This is a genomic window from Citrobacter sp. Cpo090 (genome assembly GCF_030332665.1).
GTDB classification, from domain to species: domain Bacteria; phylum Pseudomonadota; class Gammaproteobacteria; order Enterobacterales; family Enterobacteriaceae; genus Citrobacter; species Citrobacter portucalensis.
In genome coordinates this window covers 1-12,462 of sequence record NZ_JAOWHK010000031.1, presented here as the reverse complement: position 1 = coordinate 12,462, position 12,462 = coordinate 1, and the positions used below count along the sequence as shown (strand labels likewise).

General features: G+C 52.9%; 14 protein-coding genes and 1 rRNA gene. 7 read left to right on the top strand and 8 right to left on the bottom strand.

All coding sequences use genetic code 11. The features are described from left to right. Nucleotides 1-11: 11 nt before the first annotated feature. Together OGY83_RS15090 and tilS are read left to right on the top strand one after the other, a co-directional pair. Nucleotides 12-401 (top strand): VOC family protein, encoded by a 390-nt coding sequence (locus OGY83_RS15090; RefSeq protein ID WP_286636216.1) that lies wholly within the window; start codon nt 12-14, stop codon nt 399-401. Between the two features lie 61 nt (nt 402-462). Next, nucleotides 463-1,755: a tRNA lysidine(34) synthetase TilS gene (gene tilS / locus OGY83_RS15085; protein ID WP_286636214.1), complete on the top strand. Its 1,293-nt coding sequence runs from the start codon at nt 463-465 to the stop codon at nt 1,753-1,755. Nucleotides 1,756-1,819: 64 nt separating this feature from the next. Here tilS and rof read toward each other — a convergent pair whose 3' ends face one another. Together rof and OGY83_RS15075 are read right to left on the bottom strand one after the other, a co-directional pair. Then, nucleotides 1,820-2,080 (bottom strand): Rho-binding antiterminator, encoded by a 261-nt coding sequence (rof, locus tag OGY83_RS15080; protein WP_003018503.1) that lies wholly within the window; start codon nt 2,078-2,080, stop codon nt 1,820-1,822. Beyond that, nucleotides 2,067-2,267 (bottom strand): YaeP family protein, encoded by a 201-nt coding sequence (locus OGY83_RS15075; RefSeq protein WP_003018499.1) that lies wholly within the window; start codon nt 2,265-2,267, stop codon nt 2,067-2,069. The genes rof and OGY83_RS15075 overlap by 14 nt, the downstream gene beginning before the upstream one ends. Before the next feature lie 188 nt (nt 2,268-2,455). On the opposite strand from OGY83_RS15075, the gene OGY83_RS15070 reads away from it, so the two are divergent. The 3 genes from OGY83_RS15070 to nlpE are packed head-to-tail and all read left to right on the top strand — an operon-like array spanning nt 2,456 to nt 4,149. Next, nucleotides 2,456-2,998 carry a YaeQ family protein gene (locus OGY83_RS15070; RefSeq protein ID WP_191213370.1) on the top strand — a complete coding sequence of 181 codons (543 nt, stop codon included), beginning with the start codon at nt 2,456-2,458 and terminating at the stop codon, nt 2,996-2,998. Next, nucleotides 2,998-3,420 carry an alternative ribosome rescue aminoacyl-tRNA hydrolase ArfB gene (gene arfB, locus OGY83_RS15065; RefSeq protein ID WP_003018489.1) on the top strand — a complete coding sequence of 141 codons (423 nt, stop codon included), beginning with the start codon at nt 2,998-3,000 and terminating at the stop codon, nt 3,418-3,420. Before OGY83_RS15070 ends, arfB begins: the two co-directional genes overlap by 1 nt. 30 nt (nt 3,421-3,450) lie before the next feature. Then, nucleotides 3,451-4,149: an envelope stress response activation lipoprotein NlpE gene (nlpE, locus tag OGY83_RS15060; RefSeq protein ID WP_085951559.1), complete on the top strand. Its 699-nt coding sequence runs from the start codon at nt 3,451-3,453 to the stop codon at nt 4,147-4,149. 44 nt (nt 4,150-4,193) lie between these two features. Here the strand turns inward: nlpE and proS are convergent, their stop codons facing one another. The 6 genes from proS to metN form a co-directional block, all read right to left on the bottom strand. Continuing rightward, nucleotides 4,194-5,912 carry a proline--tRNA ligase gene (gene proS / locus OGY83_RS15055; protein WP_286636213.1) on the bottom strand — a complete coding sequence of 573 codons (1,719 nt, stop codon included), beginning with the start codon at nt 5,910-5,912 and terminating at the stop codon, nt 4,194-4,196. A 113-nt stretch (nt 5,913-6,025) separates the two neighbouring features. Then, nucleotides 6,026-6,733, bottom strand: coding sequence for a tRNA (N6-threonylcarbamoyladenosine(37)-N6)-methyltransferase TrmO (gene tsaA / locus OGY83_RS15050; RefSeq protein ID WP_079937024.1), 708 nt, complete (start codon nt 6,731-6,733; stop codon nt 6,026-6,028). After that, entirely contained in the window at nt 6,730-7,134 is a 405-nt protein-coding gene (gene rcsF, locus OGY83_RS15045) for an envelope stress sensor lipoprotein RcsF (RefSeq protein ID WP_003018477.1), read from the bottom strand. The genes tsaA and rcsF overlap by 4 nt, the downstream gene beginning before the upstream one ends. 116 nt (nt 7,135-7,250) lie before the next feature. Further along, nucleotides 7,251-8,066 (bottom strand): methionine ABC transporter substrate-binding lipoprotein MetQ, encoded by an 816-nt coding sequence (metQ, locus tag OGY83_RS15040; protein ID WP_079937023.1) that lies wholly within the window; start codon nt 8,064-8,066, stop codon nt 7,251-7,253. 44 nt (nt 8,067-8,110) lie between these two features. After that, a complete protein-coding gene (locus OGY83_RS15035) occupies nt 8,111-8,764 on the bottom strand; it encodes a methionine ABC transporter permease MetI (RefSeq protein WP_003018471.1) in 654 nt (217 codons plus the stop codon). Next, nucleotides 8,757-9,788: a methionine ABC transporter ATP-binding protein MetN gene (gene metN, locus OGY83_RS15030; protein ID WP_079937022.1), complete on the bottom strand. Its 1,032-nt coding sequence runs from the start codon at nt 9,786-9,788 to the stop codon at nt 8,757-8,759. Before metN ends, OGY83_RS15035 begins: the two co-directional genes overlap by 8 nt. Nucleotides 9,789-9,977: 189 nt before the next feature. On the opposite strand from metN, the gene gmhB reads away from it, so the two are divergent. Continuing rightward, a complete protein-coding gene (gene gmhB, locus OGY83_RS15025; RefSeq protein ID WP_003829138.1) occupies nt 9,978-10,544 on the top strand; it encodes a D-glycero-beta-D-manno-heptose 1,7-bisphosphate 7-phosphatase in 567 nt (188 codons plus the stop codon). A 366-nt stretch (nt 10,545-10,910) separates the two neighbouring features. Then, a 16S ribosomal RNA gene (locus tag OGY83_RS15020) occupies nt 10,911-12,452 on the top strand. Nucleotides 12,453-12,462: the final 10 nt, after the last annotated feature.

Below are 12,462 nucleotides of genomic sequence, written 5' to 3'. Positions count from 1 at the left end.
GCGATGACGCTATGCTGGGATTAAAACAGGTTCACCATATTGCCATTATTGCAACGGACTACACGGCGAGTAAGGCATTTTACTGCGATGTGCTTGGCTTTACACTGATGAGCGAAGCCTATCGGGAAGAGCGTGACTCGTGGAAAGGTGATTTGGCATTGAACGGCCAGTATGTGATTGAGCTTTTTTCTTTCCCGTTTCCACCTTGCCGCCCGAGCCGACCAGAAGCCTGTGGTTTGCGCCATCTGGCGTTCAGCGTGGAGGATGTGGAAAAGTCGATCGCGCATCTGGAAGCACACCACGTGAAGTGTGAATCCATACGTATCGATCCATTTACCGGTAAACGCTTTACGTTTTTCAACGATCCGGACGGATTGCCCCTCGAACTGTACGAGCTGTAAGGCTTGTCATTGTGGCGTTAGCCCGGTAACGTGCCGGGCAATGCCATTGTAAGTAACCATCATGACAACACTCACGCTGAACACTTCACTGCTGAATTCTCAATCGATTCTGGTCGCCTTTAGCGGCGGGCTGGATTCCACCGTATTGCTGCATCAGTTGGTACTGTGGCGAGCGCTGCATCCTGATGTCGCTTTACGCGCAATCCACATTCATCACGGATTAAGCCCACACGCAGACAGTTGGGTGCAGCACTGTGAGTCGGTATGTGCGCAGTGGCAGGTGCCGCTGGTGGTTGAACGAGTCCATCTTGAGGATGATGGTCTGGGCATCGAAGCTCAGGCACGACGCGCGCGCTATCAGGCGTTTGCGCAGACCTTACTACCGGGCGAGGTCCTGATGACCGCCCAGCATCTCGATGACCAGTGCGAAACCTTTCTGCTGGCGCTTAAGCGCGGCAGCGGTCCTGCCGGACTTTCTGCCATGGGCGAAAACTCACCGTTCGCCGGAACCCGGCTGATTCGACCGCTGCTGGCGCAAACGCGAGAGGCGCTTGAATCATGGGCGCGGCAACATGAATTATGCTGGATTGAAGATGAAAGCAATCAGGATGATACCTACGATCGCAATTTCCTCAGATTGCGTGTTAACCCGTTGCTCCAACAGCGCTGGCCGCACTTCGCGCAAGCCGTAGCCCGCAGCGCCGCGCTGTGCGCTGAGCAGGAGAGTTTACTGGATGAACTGCTGGCCAGCGATTTAGCCGATTGCATCACAGCCCACGGCACACTATTAGTGGCGCCATTAATGATGATGAGTGGTGTGCGTCGTGCCGCGCTGCTTCGTCGCTGGCTGGCGGGGGTAAATGCGCCGATGCCTTCCCGTAATGGGCTGGAGCGTATCTGGCAGGAAGTGGCGCTGGCGCGGGAAGATGCCTCACCCTGTTTTCGCCTCGGGGAGTGCGAGGTCCGTCGTTATCAGTCACAGCTGTGGTGGGTGAAGTCGGTTGACGGGCAAAGTGAAACCGTTATCCCGTGGTTAGAGTGGAAAACACCTTTGGCGCTGCCTGCCGGATTGGGTTCAGTTCAGTTAATCTCTGCGGGTGAATTGCGTATGCCGCAAGCGGATGAAGCCGTCAGCATCCGTTTTAAAGCGCCTGGAGTATTGCATATTGTCGGGCGTAACGGTGGACGGAAACTAAAGAAAATCTGGCAGGAGCAGGGGATCCCGCCCTGGCGACGAGATACCACACCGCTGCTGTTTTACGGCGAAACATTGATTGCGGCTGCGGGTGTTTTCGTCACGCGTGAGGGTATAGCGGAAGATGGGGCTGGTGTGAGTCTGGTATGGCGTGCCTGATGGCGCTGCGCTTATCAGGCCTACGCATCACATGGAAAGTAGGCCGGATAAGGTGCAAGAAAGATTAAGATTCGCTGACCACCACGGTGCCGATTTGCGGGTGGCTGAAGCTGGCAATTTTGTCGAGACGAAGCTCCCGGGTTTCACCCGCGACATCTGCGACCAGATATTCCACGTTTTTACGCGAAACCAGGTCGTTCGCTTTCGCCTGCAAAACTTCGCCATCTTTTAGCGCCAGCGTCAGTAACAAATGGTGCTGGCAGGCGAGTTCAAGATTGTCGTAATCATCGCAGTTGATGGGTTGATACGTTTCATTCATTGACATAATCGCTCACCAGTAAGTTCGCGGCAGCATACGCCGCTTTTTCCCTGACCGACTCTGGAAGGGCGCTGTCTGCCGCCACTTCATTAAGCACCTTCAATACGCAACCCAGCGCATCCGGGATATACCCTAAGTCTCCGCTGGCGATTTCCGCGTACCGCTTGCGTATTAACTCACAATATTTTTCCACATGCCCTCCTGTCAGCACTCTGACTTAACCGTGGATGCAAGTCTAAGCCTACGAAGATAAACTCTGTTTAGCAAGGTGACTATACCATACTCATTCAAGCAATATCAGCGCCTTGATAGAGGAGCAGTTAGCAGCCTTTTGCCGCAGTTTTCGCTACAATGTGCGCCTGATTCGAAAGGAGTTCTCTCATGGCGCTTAAAGCGACAATTTATAAAGCCGTCGTCAACGTAGCGGATCTTGACCGCAACCAGTTCCTTGACGCGGCCTTGACGCTGGCGCGTCACCCCTCTGAAACCCAGGAGCGCATGATGCTGCGCCTGCTGGCCTGGATTAAATATGCCGATGAACGGTTGCAGTTCACGCGTGGCCTGAGCGCGGAAGACGAGCCTGAAGCATGGCTGCGTAACGACCATCTGGGTATCGATCTCTGGATTGAGCTGGGCCTCCCGGATGAGCGCCGTATTAAAAAAGCCTGTACCCAGTCTGGTGAGGTTGCCCTGTTTGCTTACAACAGCCGTGCGGCTCAGATTTGGTGGCAGCAAAATCAGAACAAGTGCGCGCAGTTTAAAAATCTGACCGTGTGGTATCTGGATGATGAACAACTGGCACAACTGAGTGATTTTGCAGGTCGTACAATGGTGTTGCAGGCAACTATCCAGGACGGTGCTATCTGGCTGTCCGACTCTCAGAACAATCTGGAAATTCATCTGACTGCGTGGCAGCCGCGTTGATGATTGTTATCTCCCGAAACGTCTCTATCCCTGATAATGAGCTGGAAATCACGGCGATTCGGGCGCAGGGCGCGGGTGGTCAGCACGTTAACAAGACCTCGACGGCTATCCATTTGCGCTTTGACATTCGGGCCTCTGGCCTGCCAGAGTATTACAAGGAACGTCTGCTGGCTGCCAGCCATCATCTGATCAGCGGTGATGGCGTGATCATCATTAAGGCGCAGGAATACCGTAGCCAGGAACTCAATCGGGAAGCGGCAATCTCCCGGCTGGTGGCGGTGATAAAAGAATTAACCGCAGTGCAAAAAAGCCGACAGGCAACTCGCCCTACGCGCGCCTCGAAAGAGCGCAGGTTGTCATCGAAGGCGCAAAAATCCACAGTGAAAGCACTGCGCGGGAGAGTTCGTCGAACGCAAGACTGACGAGCGGGAATAAAAATTAATAAGGAATTGATAGTGAAAACAGCAATATTGTCCGTGGTCGCTGCATGCACGCTTTTTTCCTTGATCGGCTGTAATAACCGTACTGAAGTTGAAGTACTACAGCCGACGCGGGCGGCAGAATTAAAACCGATGCAGCAAAGCTGGCGTGGCATCTTACCTTGCGCGGACTGCGAAGGGATTGAAACCTCGCTGTTTCTGGAAAAAGACGGTACATGGGTGATGAACGAACGCTATCAGGGCGTGCGGGATGAACCGTCTTCGTTTGCCTCTTATGGTACATGGGCGCGTACAGCCGACAAACTGGTGCTGACCGACAGCAAAGGTGAAAAGTCGTACTACCGGGCTAAAGGCGAGGCGCTGGAAATGCTCGATCGTGAAGGTAACCCGATTGAGTCACAGTTTAACTACACGCTCCAGCCGGTTTCCGCCAGCTTACCGGTGACGCCAATGCCGATGCGAGGCATGTATTTCTATATGGCAGACGCGGCAATCTTTACCGACTGCGCAACGGGTAAACGGATGCCGGTGGCGAATAACGCTCAGCTTGAACGTGACTATTTAGCCGCGCGTGCCGAAAACGGACAGTCCGTACTGCTTACGCTTGAGGCGCATTTCACGCTGGAGTCAAACCCGGATACGGGTGAGAAAGTGAAAACGTTGATGGCGGATAAAGATGCGAAATTTATCCCCGGTAAAGCATGTAATTAATCGATAGAAAAAAGGCCCTGATAATCAGGGCCTTTTTGTTGGTATTAGCCTTTAATGGCTTTGACCAGGAAGTCGACGATGTCGCCGGTTTTAATTAGCTCTTTCTCGCCGTTACGACGGTATTTGTATTCGATATCGTCGTTATCGAGGTTACGGTCGCCCAGCACGATGGTGTGCGGAATACCGATCAGTTCCATATCGGCAAACATCACGCCCGGACGTTCTTTACGGTCGTCCATCAGTACTTCAATGCCCTGCGCGCGCAGCTCAGCGTACAGCTTCTCAGCCAGCTCCTGCACACGGTAGGATTTGTGCATGTTCATTGGCAGAATGGCAACCTGGAACGGGGCAATGGCATCTGGCCATACGATGCCACGATCGTCGTAGTTCTGTTCAATGGCGGCGGCAACCACGCGAGTGACCCCGATACCGTAACAGCCCATAGTCAGGATCTGGTTACGACCATCTTCGCCTTGAACGGACGCTTTCATCGCTTCAGAGTACTTGGTACCCAACTGGAAGATGTGACCCACTTCGATACCGCGTTTGATCATCAGCGTACCTTTGCCGTCCGGGCTAGGGTCGCCGGCGACCACGTTACGGATGTCAGCAACTTCCGGGGTGGCCACGTCGCGATCCCAGTTGATACCGAAATAGTGTTTACCGTCGATGTTGGCACCAGCAGCGAAATCGCTCATTACTGCAACGGTACGGTCGATAACCACCGGAATTGGCATATTCACCGGACCAAGCGAGCCAGGACCTGCTTTCACCAGCGCACGAATTTCTTCTTCGGTGGCAAAGGTCAGCGGGCTGGCAACCTGTGGCAGTTTTTCCGCTTTGACTTCGTTCAGCTCGTGATCGCCGCGAACCAGCAGTGCAACCAGCGGGTAGCTGCTGCCTTCAACCGCTTTCACCAGCAGGGTTTTCACGGTTTTCTCGATAGGCAGGTTGAACTGCTCAACCAGTTCGGCGATGGTTTTAGCGTTCGGCGTATCTACCAGCGTCATTTCCTGGGTTGCTGCCGCGCGCGGCTCTTTCGGCGCAACGGCTTCGGCAAATTCGATGTTCGCCGCATAGTCAGAGGAGTCGGAGAAGATCACATCGTCTTCGCCGCTCTGCGCCAGCACCTGGAATTCGTGAGAGGCGCTACCGCCGATAGAACCGGTATCCGCTTGTACTGCACGGAAATCCAGCCCCATACGGCTGAAGATTTTGCTGTACGCAGCGTACATCGCGTCGTAGGTTTCCTGCAGGGATTCCTGAGAGGTGTGGAAAGAGTAGGCATCTTTCATCAGGAATTCGCGGGAACGCATTACGCCGAAGCGCGGACGGACTTCGTCACGGAATTTGGTCTGGATCTGATAGAAGTTCAGCGGCAGCTGTTTGTAAGAGCTCAGCTCGTTACGGATCAGGTCGGTGATCACTTCTTCATGCGTTGGGCCGAGTACGAACGAACGATCGCCACGGTCAGCAATACGCAGTAGTTCAGGGCCGTATTGTTCCCAACGGCCGCTCTCTTCCCACAGTTCAGAAGGCTGAACGACCGGCATCAACACCTCGATCGCACCGGCGTTGTTCATCTCTTCACGCACGATGTTTTCGACTTTTTTCAGGACGCGCACGCCGGTCGGCAGCCAGGTATATAACCCGGAGGCCAGCTTGCGGATCATCCCGGCGCGCAGCATCAGCTGGTGGCTGATGACTTCGGCGTCGGCAGGTGTCTCCTTCAGAGTGGAGAGCAGATATTGGCTAGTACGCATGTTGTTACGGTTCCAGTTGAACGATCGAACAGGCTCAAAACGAGCCTGGCACAAAACAAAAGTGGTTTAGTTTACCAGCGAGAAAGGGATGTCAAAAGAGTACGCGACGCAATTTAGCGGGCTTCCAGAGCAAAGACCTCAAATCCTGACGGCGTGACGCGCCAGCGGACGTTAAAGTCCAGCAGCCAGACGGCGTAGGTTTTGCCTTCTTCCTCATTTTTACGGTAGGCAGGACGCGGATCCTGCGCCAGCACTTCGGCAATAAACTGACGAAGATGCGGGTAACGTTGTTCGAGCTTCGGTAGCTGCTCTGCGAGATCTTCACTGAACGTCACCTCTACGCTGGCCTGCGGCGCATCCTGGGCATAGCTGGCGCGAGCGTCAGGCAGCGATTCGGCAAACGGCAGATACGGCTTAATATCTACTACTGGCGTTCCGTCAACAAGGTCCAGTCCGCCGAGTTCGAGGATTACGTGCTCTTTATGGCAGCGGATGCCCCGCAGCTCAACCAACGACATGCCAACAGGGTTAGGTCGAAACGTTGAACGCGTGGCGAAGACACCCATTCTGGCGTTGCCGCCAAGACGGGGAGGGCGCACGGTTGGACGCCATCCACCTTCCATTGTCTGGTGAAAAACAAAAATTACCCACAAATGACTGAAGGCTTCCAGGCCGCGAACGGCATCGGCCTGGTTATAAGGTGCGAGCAAATGCAGTTCACCGCTGGCGCTTTTCACCAGACCTGGCTGGCGTGGAACGGCGAACTTTTCTTTATAAGGTGAGCGGATAACGCCTATTTGCTCGAACTGAAAATGGCTCATTTCGCCGAAATGTTCAGTGCAGAACCGATGCAAACCGCCTGACGATAGCAACCCGGCGTTCCGCTGGTCACTTCGCAACTGTGCAGCAATACCGCATTAGCTTTCATTTTTGATGCGTTAATCTGCATGCGTTTGCGCGCGGTTGGAATGCTCGGAGGGGAATCCTGGTTTGAAGCCTGGCAGGATTCACCGCTGACTTCACCGAGATCGCGGAACGGTTTGCCTACTAAATCTTCAGCGTTAGTAATGATTCTTACCGGCGTTGCGCGCGGTGCTTTCGGTTTTTCCGGCTCCGCTTTCGGCGGGGTTGCGGTGCTTTGAACGGGTTCAACAGGGGATCTGCTTAACATAGAACAGCCGCTCAGCAAGAGTGCTACTAAACAGATCGGTAAAGCACGCATAATATTTCCTCAATGAATGATCTAAACGTCAGATATTGAATCAGGTGCTTGCATAAATGACAAGACGGGCAAGCGCCCGTCCTGATGATATTACAGATTCTGTAAACAGCCTAAAATTACCAGCCCTTAACAGCACCGCCGTTGAAGACTTTGTTTGCTGCTTCGTACACTTCGTCAGACTGGTATGCTTCAACGAATTTCTTCACGTTCTCAGCATCTTTATTGTCTTCACGAGTCACAATCAGGTTTACGTACGGGGAATCTTTATCTTCAACAAAGATACCGTCTTTTGCCGGAGTCAGGCCGATCTGGCTGGCGTAGGTGGTGTTGATGACCGCCAGCGCGATTTGTGCATCGTCCAGGGAACGCGGCAGCTGCGGCGCTTCCAGCTCAACCAGCTTCAGGTTTTTCGGGTTTTCAATTACGTCCAGCGCGGTCGGCAGCAGGCCAACACCGTCTTTCAGTTTGATTAAGCCCACTTTTTGCAGCAGCAGCAAGGAACGGCCAAGGTTAGTCGGGTCGTTTGGAATCGCGACCTGTGAACCGTCCTGCAGCTCATCCAGTGATTTGATTTTTTTGGAATAGCCCGCAATCGGGTAAACAAAAGTATTGCCTGCGGCAACCAGCTTGTAACCGCGATCTTTGATCTGCTGGTCCAGGTACGGTTTGTGCTGGAAGGCGTTAGCATCGATATCGCCTTTGCTCAGCGCTTCGTTAGGCAGGACGTAATCGTTGAAAGTGACCAGCTCAACGTCCAGACCGTATTTTTCTTTCGCCACTTTCTGCGCGACTTCTGCAACCTGCTGCTCTGCGCCAACAATAACGCCCACTTTGATATGATTAGGATCTTTTTCATCCTGACCGCAACCCACAAGTGCCAGAGAACCGATCAGGGCTCCAACTGCCGCAAAGGTTTTGAATTTGAACGCCATGCTTATTTCCTTTTCTTAATGAGTTTTTAGTGTTGTGTGCAACGTTATTTGTGCGTGACAGCCCGGACGATGCGATCGCCGGATAACTGAATTAAATAAACCAGAACGACGAGCAATACCAGTACTGTATTCATTACGGTAGCGTTGTAACCAATATAGCCGTACTGATAACCAATCTGCCCAAGACCACCGGCACCGACGGCACCGCCCATCGCGGAGTAACCAACCAGCGTGATAAGGGTGATGGTGGCCGCATTAACCAGTCCTGGCAGCGCTTCTGGCAGTAATACCTTACGTACAATTTGCAGCGGCGTGGCGCCCATCGCACGAGAGGCTTCTATCAGTCCGGTCGGGATTTCGAGCAGCGCGTTTTCCACCATACGGGCGATAAACGGCGCGGCACCGACGGTCAGCGGAACGATAGCTGCCTGCAGTCCGATAGAGGTGCCGACGATCATGCGGGTGAACGGAATCATCCACACCAGTAAGATGATGAACGGGATGGAACGGAAAATGTTCACCAGCGCAGAGAGCGTACGGTAGAGCTTCGCGTTCTCAATGATTTGCCCCGGACGCGTTACGTACAGCAGCACGCCAACCGGCAGACCGATCACAAAGCCAAAAAAACCGGACACAAAGGTCATTGCCAGCGTTTCCCATACGCCGCGAACCAGCAGCCACATCATCGGCTCAGACATAACCCAGTACCTCTACTTTTACATGGTGTTCCTGCAACCAACTGATGGCTGCTTGTGTATCTTCCTGTGTGCCGTGCATTTCAGTCAGCATGATGCCGAACTTCACGCCGCCGGCGTAATCCATCTGCGCGCTAATAATGTTGTTATTCACATTGAAGCGACGGGCCGTCTCAGAGAGCAATGGCGCATCGACCGAATGACCGGTGAATTCCATACGCAGCATCGGTACGCTGTCGGCTTCCGGCTCTGTTTTTAAACGTTCCAGATAATCTTCCGGGATATCCAGGTGCAGCGTGGACTGGATAAATTTCTGTGCCAGCGGCGTTTTCGGATGAGAGAAAACTTCGCTGACGGTGTCTTGCTCAATCAGTTCACCATTACTGATGACCGCCACGCAGTCGCAAATACGTTTTACAACGTCCATCTCGTGAGTAATCAGCAGAATGGTGAGTCCCAGACGACGATTAATGTCTTTCAATAATTCCAGAATCGAGCGGGTCGTTGCCGGATCGAGTGCGCTGGTGGCTTCATCGCACAGCAACACTTTGGGATTACTTGCCAGCGCTCGGGCGATCGCCACACGCTGTTTTTGTCCACCAGAAAGGTTGGCTGGGTAGCTATCGTGCTTGTCGCCAAGACCAACCAAATCCAACAGTTCTGTTACGCGGCGTTTGATCTCTTCTTTTGGCGTGTTATCCAGTTCCAGCGGTAGCGCGACGTTGCCGAACACCGTACGGGAAGAGAGCAGGTTAAAGTGCTGAAAAATCATGCCGATTTGACGGCGAGCTTTAGTCAGTTCTGACTCAGAAAGCGTCGTCAGCTCCTGACCGCCGACCTGAACGCTGCCTTCAGTAGGGCGTTCAAGTAAGTTAACGCAGCGGATGAGCGTACTTTTACCGGCACCGGAGGCACCAATAACGCCATAAATCTGCCCGGCAGGAACATGCAGGCTGACATTATTTAGCGCCTGAATGGTGCGAGTCCCCTGCTGGAACACTTTGGTGATATTCGAAAGTTTAATCATTGGTTATTTATTATCGTAATTAAGTTAGCCGTGGCATTTTCGTCTGTCAGGTACGGTCGAAGCCGTCAACAAGATGGATGTTAAGGCATCCAGACGTCTAAATCAATCGGGCTTTGCACGATGAGCACTTTCTTGCCCGCTGAAACATGCGATACTAGAGCCACATGCCTTATTCAGGAGCTATAAAAGGTGGCAAAGTCTGTACCCGCAATTTTCCTCGACCGTGACGGTACCATTAATGTGGACCACGGTTATGTACATGAGATCGACGAGTTTGAGTTTATCGACGGCGTTATTGATGCCATGCGTGAACTTAAAAAGATGGGTTACGCGCTCATTATCGTGACGAACCAGTCTGGTATCGCGCGTGGTAAATTTACTGAGGCACAGTTTGAAACGTTGACCGAATGGATGGACTGGTCGCTGGCCGATCGCGACGTTGAGCTGGATGGCATCTACTACTGCCCGCATCACCCGCAGGGTACTGTAGAAGAGTATCGTCAGGTCTGCGACTGTCGTAAACCGCATCCAGGCATGTTTATCTCCGCCCGGGACTTCTTGCACATCGATATGGCCGCTTCTTATATGGTAGGCGACAAAATTGAAGATATGCAGGCGGCGGCAGCAGCGAATGTTGGCACGAAGGTATTGGTGCGCACGGGCAAACCCGTCACGCCAGAAGCAGAAAATGCGGCAGATTTGGTCATAAATAGTCTGGCAGACCTGCCAATGGCGATAAAAAAGCAGCAAAAGTAAGCGTTGTGGATAAAAGGTGAGCGGTTGAAACAAAATTGCATTTTTCCGCTTGTCTTCCTGAGTCGACTCCCTATAATGCGCCTCCATCGACACGGCGGATGTGAATCACTTCACACAAACAGCCGGTTCGGTTGAAGAGAAAAACCTGAAAATGAGGGTTGACTCTGAAAGAGGAAAGCGTAATATACGCCACCTCGCGACAGAGCGCTAAAGCGCGTCGCAACTGCTCTTTAACAATTTATCAGACAATCTGTGTGGGCACTCGAAGATACGGATTCTTAACGTCGCAAGACGAAAAATGAATACCAAGTCTCTGAGTGAACATACGTAATTCATTACGAAGTTTAATTCACGAGCATCAAACTTAAATTGAAGAGTTTGATCATGGCTCAGATTGAACGCTGGCGGCAGGCCTAACACATGCAAGTCGAACGGTAGCACAGAGGAGCTTGCTCCTTGGGTGACGAGTGGCGGACGGGTGAGTAATGTCTGGGAAACTGCCCGATGGAGGGGGATAACTACTGGAAACGGTAGCTAATACCGCATAACGTCGCAAGACCAAAGAGGGGGACCTTCGGGCCTCTTGCCATCGGATGTGCCCAGATGGGATTAGCTAGTAGGTGGGGTAACGGCTCACCTAGGCGACGATCCCTAGCTGGTCTGAGAGGATGACCAGCCACACTGGAACTGAGACACGGTCCAGACTCCTACGGGAGGCAGCAGTGGGGAATATTGCACAATGGGCGCAAGCCTGATGCAGCCATGCCGCGTGTATGAAGAAGGCCTTCGGGTTGTAAAGTACTTTCAGCGAGGAGGAAGGTGTTGTGGTTAATAACCGCAGCAATTGACGTTACTCGCAGAAGAAGCACCGGCTAACTCCGTGCCAGCAGCCGCGGTAATACGGAGGGTGCAAGCGTTAATCGGAATTACTGGGCGTAAAGCGCACGCAGGCGGTCTGTCAAGTCGGATGTGAAATCCCCGGGCTCAACCTGGGAACTGCATCCGAAACTGGCAGGCTAGAGTCTTGTAGAGGGGGGTAGAATTCCAGGTGTAGCGGTGAAATGCGTAGAGATCTGGAGGAATACCGGTGGCGAAGGCGGCCCCCTGGACAAAGACTGACGCTCAGGTGCGAAAGCGTGGGGAGCAAACAGGATTAGATACCCTGGTAGTCCACGCCGTAAACGATGTCGACTTGGAGGTTGTGCCCTTGAGGCGTGGCTTCCGGAGCTAACGCGTTAAGTCGACCGCCTGGGGAGTACGGCCGCAAGGTTAAAACTCAAATGAATTGACGGGGGCCCGCACAAGCGGTGGAGCATGTGGTTTAATTCGATGCAACGCGAAGAACCTTACCTACTCTTGACATCCAGAGAACTTAGCAGAGATGCTTTGGTGCCTTCGGGAACTCTGAGACAGGTGCTGCATGGCTGTCGTCAGCTCGTGTTGTGAAATGTTGGGTTAAGTCCCGCAACGAGCGCAACCCTTATCCTTTGTTGCCAGCGGTTCGGCCGGGAACTCAAAGGAGACTGCCAGTGATAAACTGGAGGAAGGTGGGGATGACGTCAAGTCATCATGGCCCTTACGAGTAGGGCTACACACGTGCTACAATGGCATATACAAAGAGAAGCGACCTCGCGAGAGCAAGCGGACCTCATAAAGTATGTCGTAGTCCGGATTGGAGTCTGCAACTCGACTCCATGAAGTCGGAATCGCTAGTAATCGTGGATCAGAATGCCACGGTGAATACGTTCCCGGGCCTTGTACACACCGCCCGTCACACCATGGGAGTGGGTTGCAAAAGAAGTAGGTAGCTTAACCTTCGGGAGGGCGCTTACCACTTTGTGATTCATGACTGGGGTGAAGTCGTAACAAGGTAACCGTAGGGGAACCTGCGGTTGGATCACCTCCTTACCTTAAAGAA

Bases quoted from the DNA above. Each gene is read 5' to 3' on its own strand.
- OGY83_RS15090 (WP_286636216.1), top strand. From the start codon at position 12: ATGCTGGGATTAAAACAGGTTCACCATATTGCCATTATTGCAACGGAC.
- tilS (WP_286636214.1), top strand. From the start codon at position 463: ATGACAACACTCACGCTGAACACTTCACTGCTGAATTCTCAATCGATT.
- rof (WP_003018503.1), bottom strand. From the start codon at position 2,080: ATGTCAATGAATGAAACGTATCAACCCATCAACTGCGATGATTACGAC.
- OGY83_RS15070 (WP_191213370.1), top strand. From the start codon at position 2,456: ATGGCGCTTAAAGCGACAATTTATAAAGCCGTCGTCAACGTAGCGGAT.
- arfB (WP_003018489.1), top strand. From the start codon at position 2,998: ATGATTGTTATCTCCCGAAACGTCTCTATCCCTGATAATGAGCTGGAA.
- proS (WP_286636213.1), bottom strand. From the start codon at position 5,912: ATGCGTACTAGCCAATATCTGCTCTCCACTCTGAAGGAGACACCTGCC.
- tsaA (WP_079937024.1), bottom strand. From the start codon at position 6,733: ATGAGCCATTTTCAGTTCGAGCAAATAGGCGTTATCCGCTCACCTTAT.
- rcsF (WP_003018477.1), bottom strand. From the start codon at position 7,134: ATGCGTGCTTTACCGATCTGTTTAGTAGCACTCTTGCTGAGCGGCTGT.
- metQ (WP_079937023.1), bottom strand. From the start codon at position 8,066: ATGGCGTTCAAATTCAAAACCTTTGCGGCAGTTGGAGCCCTGATCGGT.
- OGY83_RS15035 (WP_003018471.1), bottom strand. From the start codon at position 8,764: ATGTCTGAGCCGATGATGTGGCTGCTGGTTCGCGGCGTATGGGAAACG.
- metN (WP_079937022.1), bottom strand. From the start codon at position 9,788: ATGATTAAACTTTCGAATATCACCAAAGTGTTCCAGCAGGGGACTCGC.